Genomic DNA, 15,640 nt, shown 5'->3' on the forward strand with positions numbered 1-15,640 from the left:
CAAAGGCGGGCGCAGCGTGAAGCGGCCCTGGAAACATTGAATTTTTGAGTGGGAGGAAGACATGAAGAAAATACTGAAGACGACGGCACTGGGAATGGTGCTGCCCTTGGCCCTGATGACCACCACGGCCATGGCTGAAATCCGTTCGCAGACGATCAAGTTTGCTGCCGCCAACAGCAAGGGCCACCCGCAGGTCACGGGCATGGAGAAATTTGCGGAGCTGGTGAAGGAAAAGAGCGATGGGCAGATCAATGTGAAACTGTTCCCCGGCGGTGTTCTGGGCAGCGATCCGCAGACGCTTTCCGGCTTGCAGGGCGGCGTCGTGGAAATGACGGTGATGAATGCGGGCATCCTGTCCAGCACCGTCAAGGCATTCGAAGCGGTCGATCTGCCGTTCCTGTTCAATAGCGGTGAGGAAGCCGACAAGGTCATGGATGGCCCTTTCGGCACCAATCTGATGAAACGCCTGCCCGATACGGGGCTGGTGGGGCTTGCCTATTGGGAGCTCGGTTTCCGCAACCTGACCAGTAATCGCCATCCGGTTGCGAAACTGGAGGATATTGCCGGGCTGAAGATCCGCACCCTGCAATCGCCGGTTCCGGTTGCCCTGTTCAATGCGCTCGGCGCCAATGCCGTGCCGCTGCCCTATACCGAGCTTTACACGGCGCTTGAAACCGGCACGGTCGATGGGCAGGAAAACCCCAATGCCAACATCATCAACGCCAAATTTTATGAAGTGCAGAAATATCTGACGCTGACCCGCCACCAGTACAATCCGCAGATCGTCATGATCAGCAAGAAGTTTTGGGATCGCCTCAACGATGAGGAAAAGGCGGTGATTGAACAGGCAGCGGTCGAGGCACGGGATTATCAGCGCAAGGTTTCGCGTGAGCAGGATGCGACGGCGCTCGATGAGATCAAGAAGACCGGTATGCAGGTTACCGAACTGACGCCGGAAGAAACCGTGCGCCTGCGCGATGCGGTGAAGCCGATCATCGAAAAGTTTACCGCCGAAATCGGTGCGGAAACGGTTGATGAACTCTTTGCCGAATTGAAGAAGGTGCGCGGCGGGAATTAAGCCGGTATGGCTCTATATTCGGGCCGATACGAAACAAGATGGTTCCGGGCAGGTCTGCCCGGTTCTGAGCAGAAAACTCCGGTCTGGCCGGAGACAGGAGCGTGATATGAAGACTTCGATAGCAACCGTCTCCATCAGTGGCGATCTCCAGCAGAAACTGGGGGCCATCGCCAAAGCTGGGTTCGACGGGGTGGAGATTTTCGAGAACGATTTTCTCACCTTTGACGAAAGCCCGCGTCAGGTGGGCCAGATGGCGCGCGACCTCGGTCTGGAGATCACGCTTTTCCAGCCATTCCGTGATTTCGAGGGCATGCCGGAACCTTTGCGCAGCCGCACTTTCGACCGGGCGGAACGCAAGTTCGACCTGATGCAGGAGCTGGGCACCGATCTCGTTCTGGTCTGCTCCAACGTGTCGCCAGCCGCCATTGGCGGCATCGACCGCGCTGCGGACGATTTTCGCGAGCTTGGCGAAAGGGCGGCGCGGCGCAATCTGCGCGTCGGTTATGAAGCGCTCGCCTGGGGACGCCATATCAGCGACCACCGCGATGCGTGGGAGATCGTGCGCCGTGCCGATCATCCCAATGTCGGCCTCATCCTCGACAGTTTTCATACGCTGGCACGCAAGATCGACGTGAATTCGATCCGCTCCATTCCGAAGGACAAGCTTTTCATCATCCAGATGGCCGATGCGCCGCTGATCGACATGGATCTGCTTTACTGGAGCCGCCATTATCGCAACATGCCGGGCGAGGGCGACCTGCCGGTGCTGGATTTCATGCGTGCCGTGGCTGCGACCGGCTATGACGGCTATTTCTCGCTCGAAATCTTCAACGACCAGTTCCGTGGCGGATCGCCAGCCACGATCGCTGCGGACGGACGCCGTTCGCTGGTCTATCTCGGTGATCAGGTTCGCCGGATCGAGCCGGACAACAAGCTGACGGTTGCCGCCATGCCGCCCCGCGCAAAGGTGCATCGTGTGGGCTTTGTCGAGTTTGCCACCCATGCCGATGATGCCGAAAGGCTGGTTTCCGCCGTTGGTGCACTGGGTTTTCGGCTGGCCGGAAAGCATCGCTCGAAAGAGGTCGCGCTCTACCGGCAGGGCGACATCAACCTCGTCATCAATACGGATACGCGCGGCTTCGCAAGCTCGGCCTATGCCGTTCATGGCACTGCTGCCTACGCAATGGGGCTGGTCGTGGACGATGCGGCTGAAGCTCATGTCCGCGCCGTCGCCATGGGCGCGGAGAGTTTTGAACAACCACTCGATCCGGGCGAAATCGGTATGCCCGCCATTCGTGGTGTTGGCGGCGGATTGGTTTACTTCCTCGATGAGAAGACCGATCTCGGTCGCATCTTCGATATCGAGTTCGAGCCGGTTGCAGGAAATGATACCGGGACCGGCGTCGGCCTCACCCATATCGATCACGTTGCCCAGACGATGAAGTTCGATGAGCTTCTGACCTGGCTGCTCTTCTATACCTCGCTCACGGAATCGCGGAAATCGCCCATGGTCGATATCGTCGATCCGGGCGGCGTCGTGCGCAGTCAGGTGGTGGAAAACGACGAGGGAACGCTACGCATCACGCTCAACGGCGCGGAAAATCGCCGGACGCTGGCAGGTCGCTTCATTGCTGAAACCTTCGGTTCGGGCATCCAGCATCTGGCCTTTGCCACGGATGATATCTTTGCGACGGCTGCGGCCTTGCGCGACAACGGCTTCCACACGCTGGAAATCTCACCGAATTATTATGACGATCTGGAAGCGCGACTTGGTCTCGATCCCGAATTCACTGACCGGCTCAAGGCCGCGAACGTGCTTTATGATCGCGACGAGAGCGGGGAATATTTCCAGCTTTATAGCCCGACCGACGATCAGGGTTTCTTTTTCGAAGTCGTACAGAGGCGAGGTTACAAGGGATATGGCGCAGCCAATGCGATCTTCCGCATTGCCGCGCTGCGACGCTACATGCGCCCGGCGGGCATGCCGAAAAGTGCTGCTGCACTCTGAACGCTGAAGGGGGGGACTATGGCAAAGGCACTCGCCAAGGCGCAGCCGCGCAAGAACGATCCCGACGCAACGCGCGAGAACATTCTCGACATTGCGGCGCGGGAGTTCGTGGCATCGGGGTTTTCCGGCGCGCGCGTGGATGAAATCGCGGCGCAGACCCGCACGTCCAAGCGCATGATCTACTACTATTTCGGCAGCAAGGACGGGCTGTATCTTGCCGTGCTGGAACGGGCCTACGGCAAGATACGCACACTTGAAAGCTCGTTGTCGCTTGACGATCAGGACCCGGAATCTGCCATGCGCAGTCTGGTGGAAAGCACTTTCGATCACGATGATGCCAATCCGGATTTCGTGCGGCTCGTCGCGGTGGAAAACATTCACCGCGCCGAACATATGGAGCGCTCCGATGTTCTGTCGCGCCAGAATGTAACCATTCTGCAAACGATCGAGAAAATCCTTGAGCGCGGTCGTGAGCAGGGCGTTTTTCAACGACGCATTTCCGCGCTCGACCTTCACATGCTGATCAGCGCGCAGTGCTTTTTCCGCGTGTCCAACAGGCATACGTTCGGCGCGATCTTCGGTACCGACCTGATGGCGTCCGACGTGAAGGCTCGGCATCGCCGCCTGATCAGCGACACGATCATCGCCCTTTTGAAAAGCCCTGAATAATTGGCAGGCTAAGCTTGATTTGGGATCGGCGTGGTCCGATCCTGCGGAGAATAAGAATTGAGAAGTGAAGTGACCAAGCGTCGTGTGCATGTGGGTCTAATCGGCGCAAATATTCAGCGTTCACTCTCGCCTGCTATGCATATGCGGGAAGGCGAAGCCGCAGGGCTGGCCTATCGCTACGATATTATCGATATCGCCGAAAACGGACGTTCGGCACGTGATCTTCCGGTCCTTGTCGCAGAGGCTGAAGCTGCGGGATTTGCCGGGCTCAATATCACGCATCCCTGCAAGCAGGCTGCGGTGGCGCTGGTCGATGAACTCTCCCCCCATGCTTTGGCCTTGCAATCGATCAATACGGTGGTGTTTTCCGATGGCAGGCGCATCGGTCACAACACCGACTGGTGGGGCTATGCGGAAGGGTTTCGCCGCGGTCTGCCGGGCGCATCGCTAGAGCGTGTCGTGCTGCTTGGGGCAGGCGGGGCAGGTGTCGCCGTTGCCTATGCGCTGGCGGAAATGGGCGCGCGGGAGGTCCATATCTTCGACCTCGACCCCACGAAGGTCGATGCGGTAATCGGCAAACTTGTTTCCGTGCAGCCGCAATGCAGTTTCGTTGCCGGGGCTGATCTGGCGGAAACACTGGCAGGCGCGTCCGGTCTGGTCCACGCAACGCCGACGGGCATGGACGCGCATCCGGGTCTGCCGCTTGCGCCAGCATTGGTGCAGTCGCATCTCTGGGTTTCGGATATTGTCTATTTTCCTTTGCAGACGGCGCTGGTTCTGCTTGCCAAAGAGCAGGGATGTCGGGTGCTCGATGGGGGCGGGATGGCCGTGTTTCAGGCGGTCGGTGCCTTCGAACTCTTCAGCGGCATCAAGGCCGATCCGGACCGGATGCTTGCCCATTTTGCGCGGTTGCAAGCACGGGGCTAGAGCATAATCCGACCGGAGTGAAACGAGGATCGATAAGATTATGCTAGAAGAAATAGAAGAAGTTAGAGCGCCGATCTGATGCAATCAGATCGAAACGCGCTCTAAACCTGTTTCCAGCCTGCCATTCGCAAGGTGCGCCCGTCCCCGGCGCACCTTTTTATATTCAGAGGCCTTCAGAATCGACGACGCGTCGCCGCAAAATCGTTCATTAAAAATATTCAGATTGTTGACAATATTTCGAGTGCGTGTTTAGCTTAATATATCCTTTCTCCGCCAAATGAGGGAAAGGTGAAGCTAATTAAGGGGAACTAAAATGATCAATAGACGCGCAGTTGTTAAGACTGCGGCGCTAGGCGCCGTTTCTATATTTGCGCTCATGTCCGCATCGGCCTCCCAGGCTGCGGACAAGGAGTTGAAGATCGGTTTCGTCGGTGTCACCAGCGGCCCTGCAGCGGCCTGGGGTACATCCAATGTTCGCTCGATGCAGGTTCGCGCCGACTGGCTCAATGAGCAGGGCGGCGTAAAGATCGGTGATGACACCTACAAGATCAAGGTGGTTACCTTCGACGACCAGAAGGACCCGAAGCGCGCCATCGCCGGTATGGAAAAGATGGCTCAGGAAGGCGTCCATTACGTGGTCGGCCCGAATGTCGATGACGGCGCTGCTGCTGTCCGCCCGGTCGCGGAAGCCAAGGGCATCATCTATTTCCCTTATTCCTTCCCGAAGGAACTCTATACGCCGCCGGCATCCAATGCTGTTCTCGGCATGATCGCCAATTACCAGTCAGGACCGGCGATCTATAAATATCTCAAGGAAAACAAAGGCATCAAGACGGTGGCCTTCGTGGCGGCCAATGAATCTGATCCGCTCAGCCAGCGCGACAGCGGTATCGAGGCGGCCAAGGCGCTTGGTCTCGAAGTGGTTTCGACCAACGATGCCTATCAGAATGACACGCGCGACTTCACACCTGTTCTGACGCCGATCGTCATGCAGAAGCCGGACCTGCTGGTGCTGTCGGGCGTTGCGCCTGGTAATGCGCCGCTGCTCATCCGCGCTGCGCGCGAACTTGGTTATCAGGGCTTCATTTCCACAGAAACCGCGCAGGATGCCAAGGTTCTGGAGGAAGGTGCAGGCGAACTCGCCAATGGCTTCATCTCGGTCGGCGGCGCTTCCACGCCGGAAATCGCATCTGACACCATGAAGGAATTTGTCGACCGTTATACCAAGGCCTATGGAGAATATAACGACGAGTCCAATACCAAGGTCTATGCACTCGAATATATCGTCGAAACAATCAAGGCCAATCCGGCGGCCATCGACAATGTCGAGGAATTCAAGAAGACGATGGACGCGTTCTCTGCGCCCAATCCTTTCGTCAAAGGTGATGGCGACGGTTCCAAGCTGACCTATGTCGGCACCTCTTCTTTCACGCAGAAGCGCCAGATCGGCATTCCAATGGTTGTGACAGAATACAAGGACGGCAAGTTCGAAACGCTTTTCGTCGGCCAGGTCGATTAGCCAACAGGCCCGAACAGCCCGAAGCGGAGCAGGAATATTTCCGCTTCGGGCCTCCCAATCGTCAGGAACTGTTACGAAGTTTCGGGCTTGCCCTTGAGCTTGCCTGACACTTCGCACGAGGGAGTTTGCCTTCATGGAACAAGTGATAGCCAATGGGCTATATCTGGGTGCGCAATATGCACTGATCGCGTTGGGACTGACGCTGATCTTCGCGCTCATGAACGTCCTTAACTTTGCGCACGGCCAGATGTATGTGCTGGGCGGCTTCGTCACCTATACGGTTTACGGGCAGCTCGGCCTGCCGTTTGTTGTCGCTCTTCTGGCTTCCGCCGTCACATTGATGATCGTCGGTGCGCTGATTGAAAAGTTTCTCTTCAGACCGGTCATCAAGCGAAGTCTGCGCGATGAAAGCACGATGCTGCTCGCAGCCGCTGTCGCCTTTTTCCTTGATGCGGTGATCCTGCTTTTGTTCGGCGAAAAACAGCGCGGCGTGCCGAAGATCGTCAATGGCGTCTTCGTGTCCGACTGGCTGATCATGCCTTATGACCGCATCCTGATCGGTGTGCTTGCGGTGGTGTTCATCGCAGCCTTCGTTCTTTTCATGCAGTACACAAAACCCGGTCGCGCGATGCGCGCGCTCGCCCAGGACCGCGTGGCCGCGCAGTTGATGGGCGTGAATGTCGACCGTTATTCCATGATAGGCTTCGCGCTGGGGGCAATGCTTGCGGGGCTGGTCGGTGGATTGTTGGTCGCCATTACCGGCGTTAATTCCGGCATTGGTGGCGCCATTTCCATCAAGGCCTTCATGATGGTGATGATCGGTGGCGCTGGCGTCGTCAGCGGTGCCATTGCCGGCGGCTTCATCCTGGGCATGATGGAATCCGTCGGTTTGACGGTGCTGCGTTCCTATGGCGACATCACCTATCTCGTCATCTTCGCCGCATTGATGGTTTTCCTGAGCATCCGTCCGAACGGGCTCATGGGCAAGCCTTGGGGTTGAGGGGGCAATCATGACAAAGACAACAAAGCTTATCGGCGTCGCTGCCTTTCTGGCCCTGATCTTCATCGGTATTCCGGTCCTGATCGAGGCAACCGGACGGCACGATCTCTATTACACACTGACTTCGGTGGCGCTTCTCTCCATCGCCAGCAGCGGTGTGTGGCTCACCTTCTATATCGGTCGCATTAATATCGGCCAGGGTGCTTATGCTCTCATGGGTGGCTATGTCTCGGCGATCCTGATGGTGAAATATGGCGTTTCCTTCTGGCTGACGCTTCCCATTGCCGGGCTGTTCTGCGCCTTCGCCAGCATCCTGATCGGCTTGCCGATCCTGCGACTTCGCGGCGTCTATTTCGCCATGGTCACACTGGTTCTGACCGAAGTTGTCCGTCTTCTGGCCATGGCACTGCCCATCACCAACGGCGCCAAGGGCATGGTCAGCATTCCGATGCCGGGTGGTATATCGCTGTTCGGCCTGACCATCCTGCCGGATTTCGCAACGCTGCAGAACCCGCGCGCGGCCTTCTATTTCGTCTCCATCGTGCTGATGGTGCTGTGCTTTGCGGGGCTTTATCGCCTCATCAATTCGCGCATCGGCGGTCTTTGCCAGTCGTTGCAACAGAATGAGGAACTTGCTTCGTCGATTGGCGTCAACATCACCAATCTGCGTGTGCTGGCCTATGCGATTTCGTCCTTCCTCGGCGGGCTCGGTGGTGCGATGTTCGTTGCTATCTCGCAGTCGATCTACCCGTCGAGCTTCACAGTCACGGATTCGGTCAATTTCATGCTCAACTGCTTCCTGGGCGGGCTCGGCTATGTGTTCGGTCCGATCGTCGGAACCTTCGTCCTCTATTTCGGCTGGGACTTCCTGTTCCAGACCGGCAAGTTCCAGCTTCTCATCTTCTCCAGCGTCCTCATCATCCTGATGCTGTTCCTGCCGAACGGGCTTCTCAGCCTCAGACTGACCGGAAAAAAGGGAGCAGGATCATGAGCGAGCTTCTGGAAGTCAAAAACCTGACCAAACGTTTCGGCGGTCTGGTGGCGGTCAACGATGTCTCCTTTTCGGTGCGCGAAAAGGAAATCCTGTCGGTCATCGGGCCGAATGGCGCGGGCAAGTCCACGCTATTCAAGCTGATCGCCTCATTTCTCAATCCCACGACCGGCGAAGTCCGCTTCAAGGGTGAGCGCATTTCGGGTCTGGCACCGCATATCGTGGCGCGAAAGGGCGTGGTGCGCACCTTCCAGGAAACGACGATCTTCAAGGGCATGACGGTGCGCGACAATGTGATTGTCGGTCACCATCTGCGCGCCAAGGCGAGTTTCCTCGGTTGTTATGTGGGGTCGAGCCTTGCCCGCCGGGATCAGGAGGAATTCGGGCGTTCCGCCGATGAAATCTTGCAGTTTCTGGGCCTGTGGAAGCAGCGGGATGAAGTTGCGCAAAACCTGCCGCATGGCCATTTGCGTGCGCTCGGTATCGCCATTGGTCTGGCGACGGAACCGAAGATATTGCTTCTGGATGAACCTTTTGCCGGAATGAACCACGACGAAACCGTCAAGGCCGTGGAAATGGTGCGCGCGGTCCGTGACCGGGGTGTCACGGTGCTGCTGGTGGAGCATGACATGCCGGCGGTGATGAATATTTCCGACAGGATCGTCGTCATCAATTTCGGGCAGAAGATCGCGGAAGGAACGCCGAAGCAAATCCAGGAGAACGAGAAGGTGATCGAAGCCTATCTCGGCGCAGAAGACGAAACGATTGGATACTGACCATGGCAGAGCTTCTCAAAGTTTCCGATGCCGAACTCTATTACGATCACGTCTATGCGCTGAAAGGTGTTTCGCTCAGCGTTCAGGAGGGAGAGACGGTCGCGCTGATCGGTGCCAACGGTGCAGGCAAATCCTCGATCCTGCGGGCGATCACAGGGCTGAAAAAGATCCGCAAGGGCGAAATCCATTATGAGGGTCGCCGGATCGACGGCACGCGGTCGGATGAGATCGTGAGGATGGGGATTGCCATGGTGCCAGAAGGCCGCCGTGTCTTTCCCTATATGAGCGTGCGCGACAATCTGATGATGGGAGCGTTCACCCGCTCCAGCAAGGCGGATATCGCCAATACGCTGGAGATGGTTCTGGGACGGTTCCCGCGCCTGAAAGAGCGCTATTCGCAGGCTGCGGGCACGATGAGCGGCGGCGAGCAGCAGATGCTGGTCATCGGGCGCGCGCTCATGGCCAAGCCAAAGCTCCTGCTGCTGGACGAGCCGTCTCTCGGGGTCGCGCCCAAGCTGGTGCAGGACATCGCCCGTTCAATCGTTGCCATCAATCGCGACGAAAAGGTGAGCGTTCTTCTGGTGGAGCAGAATTCGCGTATGGCGCTCCGCATTTCGCAGCGCGCTTATGCCCTGACGACCGGAAAGATTGTCCTGTCCGGCAATTCGGAAGAACTGGCGACGGACGACCGGGTCAAGAAACTCTATCTGGGCGGGGAAATCTGACCGGCTGAGCTACGACTAGGCAGAGCGTCGTTCCTGACGCTCTGGACCATCCAGAACGAAAACAAACATTTCGATGGTTCGAGGAAAAATGGAAATACTTGTCATCAACCCCAATACGACTGCATCGATGACGCACAAGATCGGTGAGGCTGCGCGCAGCGTGGCTGGTGCCGATACGACAATCATCGCGACCAATCCGCTTGATGGTCCGCCGAGCATCGAAGGATATTTCGACGAGGTTTTTGCCATTCCCGGCATGATCGGGGAAATGCAGAAGCACCCGACTGCCGATGCCTGTGTCATCGCGTGTTTCGACGATACTGGCCTTGATGCTGCACGCTGTGCCGGAACCATGCCGGTGATCGGTATCGGCGAGGCAGCCTTTCACATGGCAAGCCTGATTGCCGGAAAGTTCAGCGTCGTCACCACATTGTCGCGTTCGGTGCCGGCCATCGAGCATAACCTCTCCCGCTATGGGCTCATATCCCGTTGTGCCCGTGTTCGGGCCAGTGATGTGGCAGTGCTCGACCTCGAAATTCCGGGATCTGATGCCCGCAACAAGGTCTCGAACGAGATCGCGAAGGCGATCCGGGAAGACCATGCCGAAGCGATTGTGCTTGGTTGCGCAGGCATGGCCGACCTTGCTGCTTCCCTTTCGAGAGAGCACGGTCTGCCCGTTATCGACGGCGTGACCTGTGCGGTGAAATTGTGCGAAAGCCTCGTGGGACTTGGCTTGAAAACATCGAAACTCGGAGGCTATCAGTTGCCGCGAATGAAGGGCTTTCAAGGTATTTTTGAATCTTTTTCGCCGCGAAGCTGACGAATGGTGTTGGAACTGATCTGAAAGTGCACGCCATCGAATGATTTCAATGAAGTTTGTGCATCAAAGTTGGTGAAATTGTTGACACTCGTGGGACCTGTGTTCGATATGTAAGCGAGCAAAAACTTGGATGTGCGGATGCTGTGTCGCCTGATCGCATCTGCCATTTGTATAGCTTCTACTGGATGACAATGACCCTGGCTGAGACGAACATCACAGACCAAAACGGCGGCGGGAATCTCCGCTGGCTTCCGGTCTATAACGGTTTGCGCGATGCGGTTGTCAGCCATCGTCTGCTTCCGGGCACCAAGCTCCCGGAGGACGAACTGGCGACGATCTATTCCGTCAGCCGCGCTTTCGTGCGCTCGGCCCTGCAGGCGCTGGCCCATGACAGGCTTGTGCGTCTGGAACCCAATCGGGGTGCCTTCGTTGCCGAGCCGTCACGCGAAGAAGCGCGCGAAGTGTTTGAGGCGCGGTTGCTGATCGAGCCGGAGGTGGCTTCACTTGCGGCGAAGGTCATCAAGCCCCAGCAGGTCAGGCAGTTGCGGCAGCATCTCCACGATGAGCACGAGGCGCTCCATGCCGGGCGCGACAGCGAGGCTATCATGCTGTCGGCACTTTTTCATACCCATCTGGCCGAGATTTCAGGGCACTCGATCCTAGCGGGTTTTGTCGGTGATCTGCTGCCGCGTTCCTCGCTCATCATTTCGCTCTATTGGGAACGGCGCGAGACAACCTGCCAGTGCGACGCGCATCACGCGCTGGTCGATGCGATTGAAAAGCACAAGAGCGACGAGGCTGCGGTCTTGATGAAGACCCATATTCTCGATCTGCTGGCGGGTCTCAACCTTGAGCGTGTCGATAAAGAGCAGAAGCGTCTGTCGGATATTCTGCGCTAGTGGATTGAATTTGACGTTAGAATCCCGGCTGATGCAGATGCTGTTTCAAACGTCAAATTCGAAAAATCCACTCGATTCATAAACTATGTTACGCCGCAGGGACTGGTCTTATCCGAGGAAAAGCCAATCCATATCAAACCTTGTGAATAGGTTCGTCAGCGAGCGGTACCGCATGGCGTCAAAAATGGACGCAAGGATAAGATTCCGGATTCTACGCTAACGACTCATGTCTCCGGCGCCGCTATCTTCAATCATCTAGTAAAGCAAGCAAAGAACCATTGACCAGTGCGCTTCAATTCGAACGTGCGGACAGAATTGCTTTGCATTTTACCAGATAGCGCAAGTGAAGTATTAGCGTTGGAGGATCTCGTGAGTATAAACTTCAGATCATCGGGTATATCTGCGGATCGCATGGCAACACGGCGTATTCTCGTAGCAGGCGGCGCAGGATTTCTCGGTTCTCATCTTTGCGAGCGTCTTCTGTATGAAGGAAACTTCGTCATTTGTGTCGATAATTTTTCGACGGGACGGCTCGAGAACATCCGCAATCTGCTGCGTTATGACACGTTCAGCTTTGTGCGCCACGATATTGTCCATCCGATCGATCTGCCTGTAGACGAGATCTACAATCTGGCCTGCCCGGCATCACCGCCGCACTATCAGGCCGATCCGGTTCACACGATGAAGACGAGCGTCATGGGCTCGCTCAATCTGCTTGAGCTGGCAGCGCATTATCAGGCCCGGATTTTTCAGGCTTCGACGTCGGAAGTGTATGGCGATCCGCAAACGCATCCGCAACCGGAAGCCTATTGGGGCAATGTAAACTCCTTCGGTCCCCGGTCCTGCTATGACGAAGGCAAACGCTCAGCCGAAACGCTGTTTTACGATTTTCACAAGCAATATGGCGTCGATATCCGTATCGTGCGCATCTTCAATACTTATGGCCCGCGCATGCGGCCCGACGATGGCCGTGTCGTGTCGAACTTCATCGTACAGGCCCTCAAGGGCGAAGAAATCACCATCTATGGCGACGGCTCGCAGACCCGTTCCTTCTGCTATGTCGATGATCTTATCGAAGGTTTCAGCCGGTTGATGAACAGCCAGCTTCAGAAGCCCGTAAATCTCGGCAATCCGGGAGAATTCACTGTCCGCGAGCTGGCCGAGCAGATCATTGCGCTGACCGGTTCGGCGTCGCGCATTGTCTATCGTCCGCTGCCCACCGACGATCCGCGCCAGCGGCGTCCCGACATCATGCTGGCAAAGCGCGAGCTTGGCTGGGAACCACAGATAGCACTTGTCGAAGGGCTGAAGCAGACGATCGCCTATTTCGAACGCCAGTTGGCCAGACCCTCGGGTGAGCTTTTCGAGGTGGCAAGATGACCCGGCGGAACATACTCGTTACCGGTGGCGCGGGCTTCATTGGCAGCCATACGGCCAAGCTTCTGCATAAGAACGGATTTTCGCCGGTCGTCTATGACAACCTGTCGACCGGTCACAGGTCTTCCGTGCGCTGGGGTGATTTTGTCGAAGGCGACACGCTTTCGCAAGAGCAGCTCATTGCTGCAATCAGGACTTTTGATCCGGCAGCCATCATCCATTTTGCGGCCTCGGCCTATGTCGGGGAGTCTGTCACGGATCCGGCAAAATATTATCGCAACAATGTCGGCGGCATCCAATCCGTTCTGGAAGCCAGCCGCCTGACAGGCGGGCGCCCGGTCATCTTCTCGTCGAGCTGTGCCACCTACGGCATTCCTGATGTGCTGCCGATCCGCGAAGGCGAAACACAAAATCCGATCAATCCTTATGGCCGCACAAAACTGATCGCGGAACATATGCTGGCCGATTATTCGGCAGCCTATGGCATGCCCTATACGGCGTTGCGCTACTTCAATGCCTGCGGTGCCGATCTGGATGGCGAACTAGGTGAAAAGCACGATCCCGAAACCCATCTGATACCGCGTGCCATGCTGGCTGCGGCAGGGAGGACGGACTGTCTCGAAGTGTTCGGCGACGATTATGATACGCCGGACGGCACCTGCATCCGCGACTATATTCACGTGGCCGATCTGGCGCGAGCGCATGTGCTTGCGGTCGAGCACCTTCTCGATGGCGACGACAATCTCATCCTTAATCTGGGGACCGGGCGCGGGACATCCATCAGGCAAATCGTGGATGCGATAGACCGGCTGACCGGACGCACGGTGCCTGTCGAAATGCGGCCACGCCGCGCAGGCGATCCGCCGGTCCTTTATGCCGATCCGGCAGAAGCCGCAGCGAAGCTTGGCTTTCGCACGCTCCATTCCGACCTCGACACGATTATCCGCACAGCCGCCCCCTTCTTCGGTCTGGAGATGCGGACATGAAAACGCGCGTGTTTCATCCAGCTCCTGATGGCGATATGGGCGACAGTGGACCATTGCTTACGCCCATCTTCACCGGCCGCAAGCGGGTGGAATACCTGGTGGGTATTGTCTTGTGGGCGCTTGCTATCGCCTATTTCTGGCAATGGTGGTTCATCAGCGCAAAGCACAACAATCTTCTCGGCTCCATTCTGGTGACGGCGCTGCTGGCGTGGATCACGATCCTGCCGCTTTACTTCATCACCGTTTTCTTCCACGCGGCACGCCCGACGGGTCCGCTTCGCATCCCTGCGGGAAGCCGGGTTGCCATGGTCGTCACCAAGGCCCCGTCAGAACCTTTCGAGGTGGTGGCTGAAACATTGCGCGCCATGCTGGCGCAGGATGTACCGCATGATACCTGGCTCGCCGACGAAGACCCGTCGCCCTCGACGCTCGCCTGGTGCCGTGAGCATGGCGTGTTCGTTTCCACGCGCAAGGGCCGTGCCGATTACCATCGGCAAAGCTGGCCGCGCCGTACCCGGTGCAAGGAAGGCAATCTCGCTTTCTTCTATGATCACTATGGCTATGAACGCTACGATTTCGTCTCGCAGCTCGATGCCGACCATGTGCCTGAGCCGGATTATCTCTTCAACATATTGCGGCCTTTCGCCGATCCTGCCGTCGGTTATGTTTCGGCACCGAGCATTTGCGACCGCAACGCGCATGAAAGCTGGTCGGCTCGTGGGCGTCTCTATGTGGAAGCCAGCATGCATGGCTCGCTGCAAGCCGGTTACAACGGCGGCTTTGCTCCGCTCTGCATCGGTTCGCACTATGCCGTGCGGACGGCGGCGCTGAAGGAAATCGGCGGCCTTGGGCCGGAACTGGCCGAGGATCATTCCACGACCCTGTTCATGAATGCGCATGGCTGGCGCGGTGTTCATGCGCTGGACGCCATCGCCCATGGCGATGGCCCGCGCACCTTTGCCGATCTGGTGACGCAGGAATTCCAGTGGTCGCGCAGCCTTGTGATGATCCTGCTGCAATATACACCGAAGCTGATCGGGCGGCTGCCGCTGCGTCTTAAGTTCCAGTTTCTGTTCTCGCAGCTCTGGTATCCACTCTACGCCTTCTTTCTGGCGCTGGCATTCGTTCTGCCGATAGCCATCCTGGCTTATGGCGACAATTTCGTCAGCGTTACCTATCCCGCCTTCCTTATGCATTTCTTGCCACTATCGCTCGTGACTTTGGCGCTGGCATTCTGGTGGCGGTCGAGCAAGACATTCCGTCCGGTCGACGGCAGGATTTTCAGTTGGGAAGCGATGCTGTTCCTGCTGGCGCGGTGGCCCTGGGCTCTGGCTGGCACCTTCGCAGCCTTCCGCGACTGGCTGACCGGTTCCTTTGTCGATTTTCGTGTCACGCCCAAAGGCTCATCCGAGGTCGATCCGGTGCCGCTGCGGGTGATCGCTCCCTATGCGCTGATCTCCGGTCTCTCCATCCTGCCGGTACTCTTCGTCAGGGATGCCCATGAAACGCGGGGCTTCTTCATTTTCGCCATCGTCAATGCATGTTCCTACCTTTTCTTGATGGCGATGATCGTGATCCAGCACACACGCGAAAATCACGTGCGGATGACGAGCCGCTTCTATCGACCAGTGTTGGCATGCAGCTTTACCGCGCTGGTGGCACTGACTGGCGTTACCACGGTCGAACGCGGACGCGACGGCATCGAGGCACTGAGCTGGGGCACGAAAAGCTTCACGATATTTGATGATCGCTTCTCGGTTGCCGGTGCCGGTGTGGGCGGACGCGATCTCCACCGGACAATTTTCAATCCACGCTGGCGCACGGATGCGACTAGCGGAACGAACTAGCGGGAAAGGCGCGACGAT

At 57.3% G+C, this 15,640-nt stretch carries 14 protein-coding genes; all 14 read left to right on the top strand.

The annotated features are described in order from the left end of the window. Positions 1 to 61 precede the first annotated feature (61 nt). The 14 genes from FIB18_RS11320 to FIB18_RS11385 all read left to right on the top strand — a co-directional run bounded on the left by FIB18_RS11320 (position 62) and on the right by FIB18_RS11385 (position 15,622). Positions 62 to 1,078, top strand: a complete 1,017-nt coding sequence (locus tag FIB18_RS11320) for a TRAP transporter substrate-binding protein (protein ID WP_140020806.1) — start codon at positions 62 to 64, stop codon at positions 1,076 to 1,078. Positions 1,079 to 1,184: 106 nt separating this feature from the next. Beyond that, entirely contained in the window at positions 1,185 to 3,086 is a 1,902-nt protein-coding gene (locus FIB18_RS11325) for a bifunctional sugar phosphate isomerase/epimerase/4-hydroxyphenylpyruvate dioxygenase family protein (protein WP_140020807.1), read from the top strand. 18 nt (positions 3,087 to 3,104) lie between these two features. Then, positions 3,105 to 3,755 (top strand): TetR/AcrR family transcriptional regulator, encoded by a 651-nt coding sequence (locus FIB18_RS11330; RefSeq protein ID WP_140020808.1) that lies wholly within the window; start codon positions 3,105 to 3,107, stop codon positions 3,753 to 3,755. Between the two features lie 57 nt (positions 3,756 to 3,812). Further along, entirely contained in the window at positions 3,813 to 4,682 is an 870-nt protein-coding gene (locus FIB18_RS11335) for a shikimate dehydrogenase (protein WP_140020809.1), read from the top strand. A 313-nt stretch (positions 4,683 to 4,995) separates the two neighbouring features. Continuing rightward, positions 4,996 to 6,201 carry an ABC transporter substrate-binding protein gene (locus tag FIB18_RS11340; protein WP_140020810.1) on the top strand — a complete coding sequence of 402 codons (1,206 nt, stop codon included), beginning with the start codon at positions 4,996 to 4,998 and terminating at the stop codon, positions 6,199 to 6,201. A 133-nt stretch (positions 6,202 to 6,334) separates the two neighbouring features. After that, a complete protein-coding gene (locus tag FIB18_RS11345) occupies positions 6,335 to 7,201 on the top strand; it encodes a branched-chain amino acid ABC transporter permease (protein WP_061347536.1) in 867 nt (288 codons plus the stop codon). A gap of 10 nt (positions 7,202 to 7,211) precedes the next feature. After that, positions 7,212 to 8,192, top strand: coding sequence for a branched-chain amino acid ABC transporter permease (locus tag FIB18_RS11350; RefSeq protein ID WP_140020811.1), 981 nt, complete (start codon positions 7,212 to 7,214; stop codon positions 8,190 to 8,192). After that, positions 8,189 to 8,968: an ABC transporter ATP-binding protein gene (locus FIB18_RS11355; protein ID WP_140020812.1), complete on the top strand. Its 780-nt coding sequence runs from the start codon at positions 8,189 to 8,191 to the stop codon at positions 8,966 to 8,968. Before FIB18_RS11350 ends, FIB18_RS11355 begins: the two co-directional genes overlap by 4 nt. 2 nt (positions 8,969 to 8,970) lie before the next feature. Next, on the top strand, positions 8,971 to 9,693 hold the full coding sequence (locus tag FIB18_RS11360) for an ABC transporter ATP-binding protein (protein WP_112584845.1): 723 nt from the start codon (positions 8,971 to 8,973) through the stop codon (positions 9,691 to 9,693). Positions 9,694 to 9,781: 88 nt separating this feature from the next. Then, the gene (locus FIB18_RS11365) at positions 9,782 to 10,513 is read left to right on the top strand and encodes an aspartate/glutamate racemase family protein (RefSeq protein ID WP_140020813.1); all 732 of its coding nucleotides are present in this window, start codon (positions 9,782 to 9,784) and stop codon (positions 10,511 to 10,513) included. 191 nt (positions 10,514 to 10,704) lie between these two features. Beyond that, entirely contained in the window at positions 10,705 to 11,412 is a 708-nt protein-coding gene (locus FIB18_RS11370; RefSeq protein WP_140020814.1) for a GntR family transcriptional regulator, read from the top strand. Positions 11,413 to 11,823: 411 nt separating this feature from the next. Next, a complete protein-coding gene (locus tag FIB18_RS11375; protein ID WP_140021015.1) occupies positions 11,824 to 12,792 on the top strand; it encodes a UDP-glucuronic acid decarboxylase family protein in 969 nt (322 codons plus the stop codon). After that, a complete protein-coding gene (galE, locus tag FIB18_RS11380) occupies positions 12,789 to 13,775 on the top strand; it encodes a UDP-glucose 4-epimerase GalE (RefSeq protein ID WP_140020815.1) in 987 nt (328 codons plus the stop codon). Before FIB18_RS11375 ends, galE begins: the two co-directional genes overlap by 4 nt. A gap of 35 nt (positions 13,776 to 13,810) precedes the next feature. After that, positions 13,811 to 15,622 carry a glycosyltransferase family 2 protein gene (locus FIB18_RS11385; RefSeq protein WP_174977421.1) on the top strand — a complete coding sequence of 604 codons (1,812 nt, stop codon included), beginning with the start codon at positions 13,811 to 13,813 and terminating at the stop codon, positions 15,620 to 15,622. Positions 15,623 to 15,640 lie beyond the last annotated feature (18 nt).

Source organism: Brucella pecoris (assembly GCF_006376675.1).
In the GTDB taxonomy this organism is placed as follows: Bacteria; Pseudomonadota; Alphaproteobacteria; order Rhizobiales; family Rhizobiaceae; genus Brucella; species Brucella pecoris.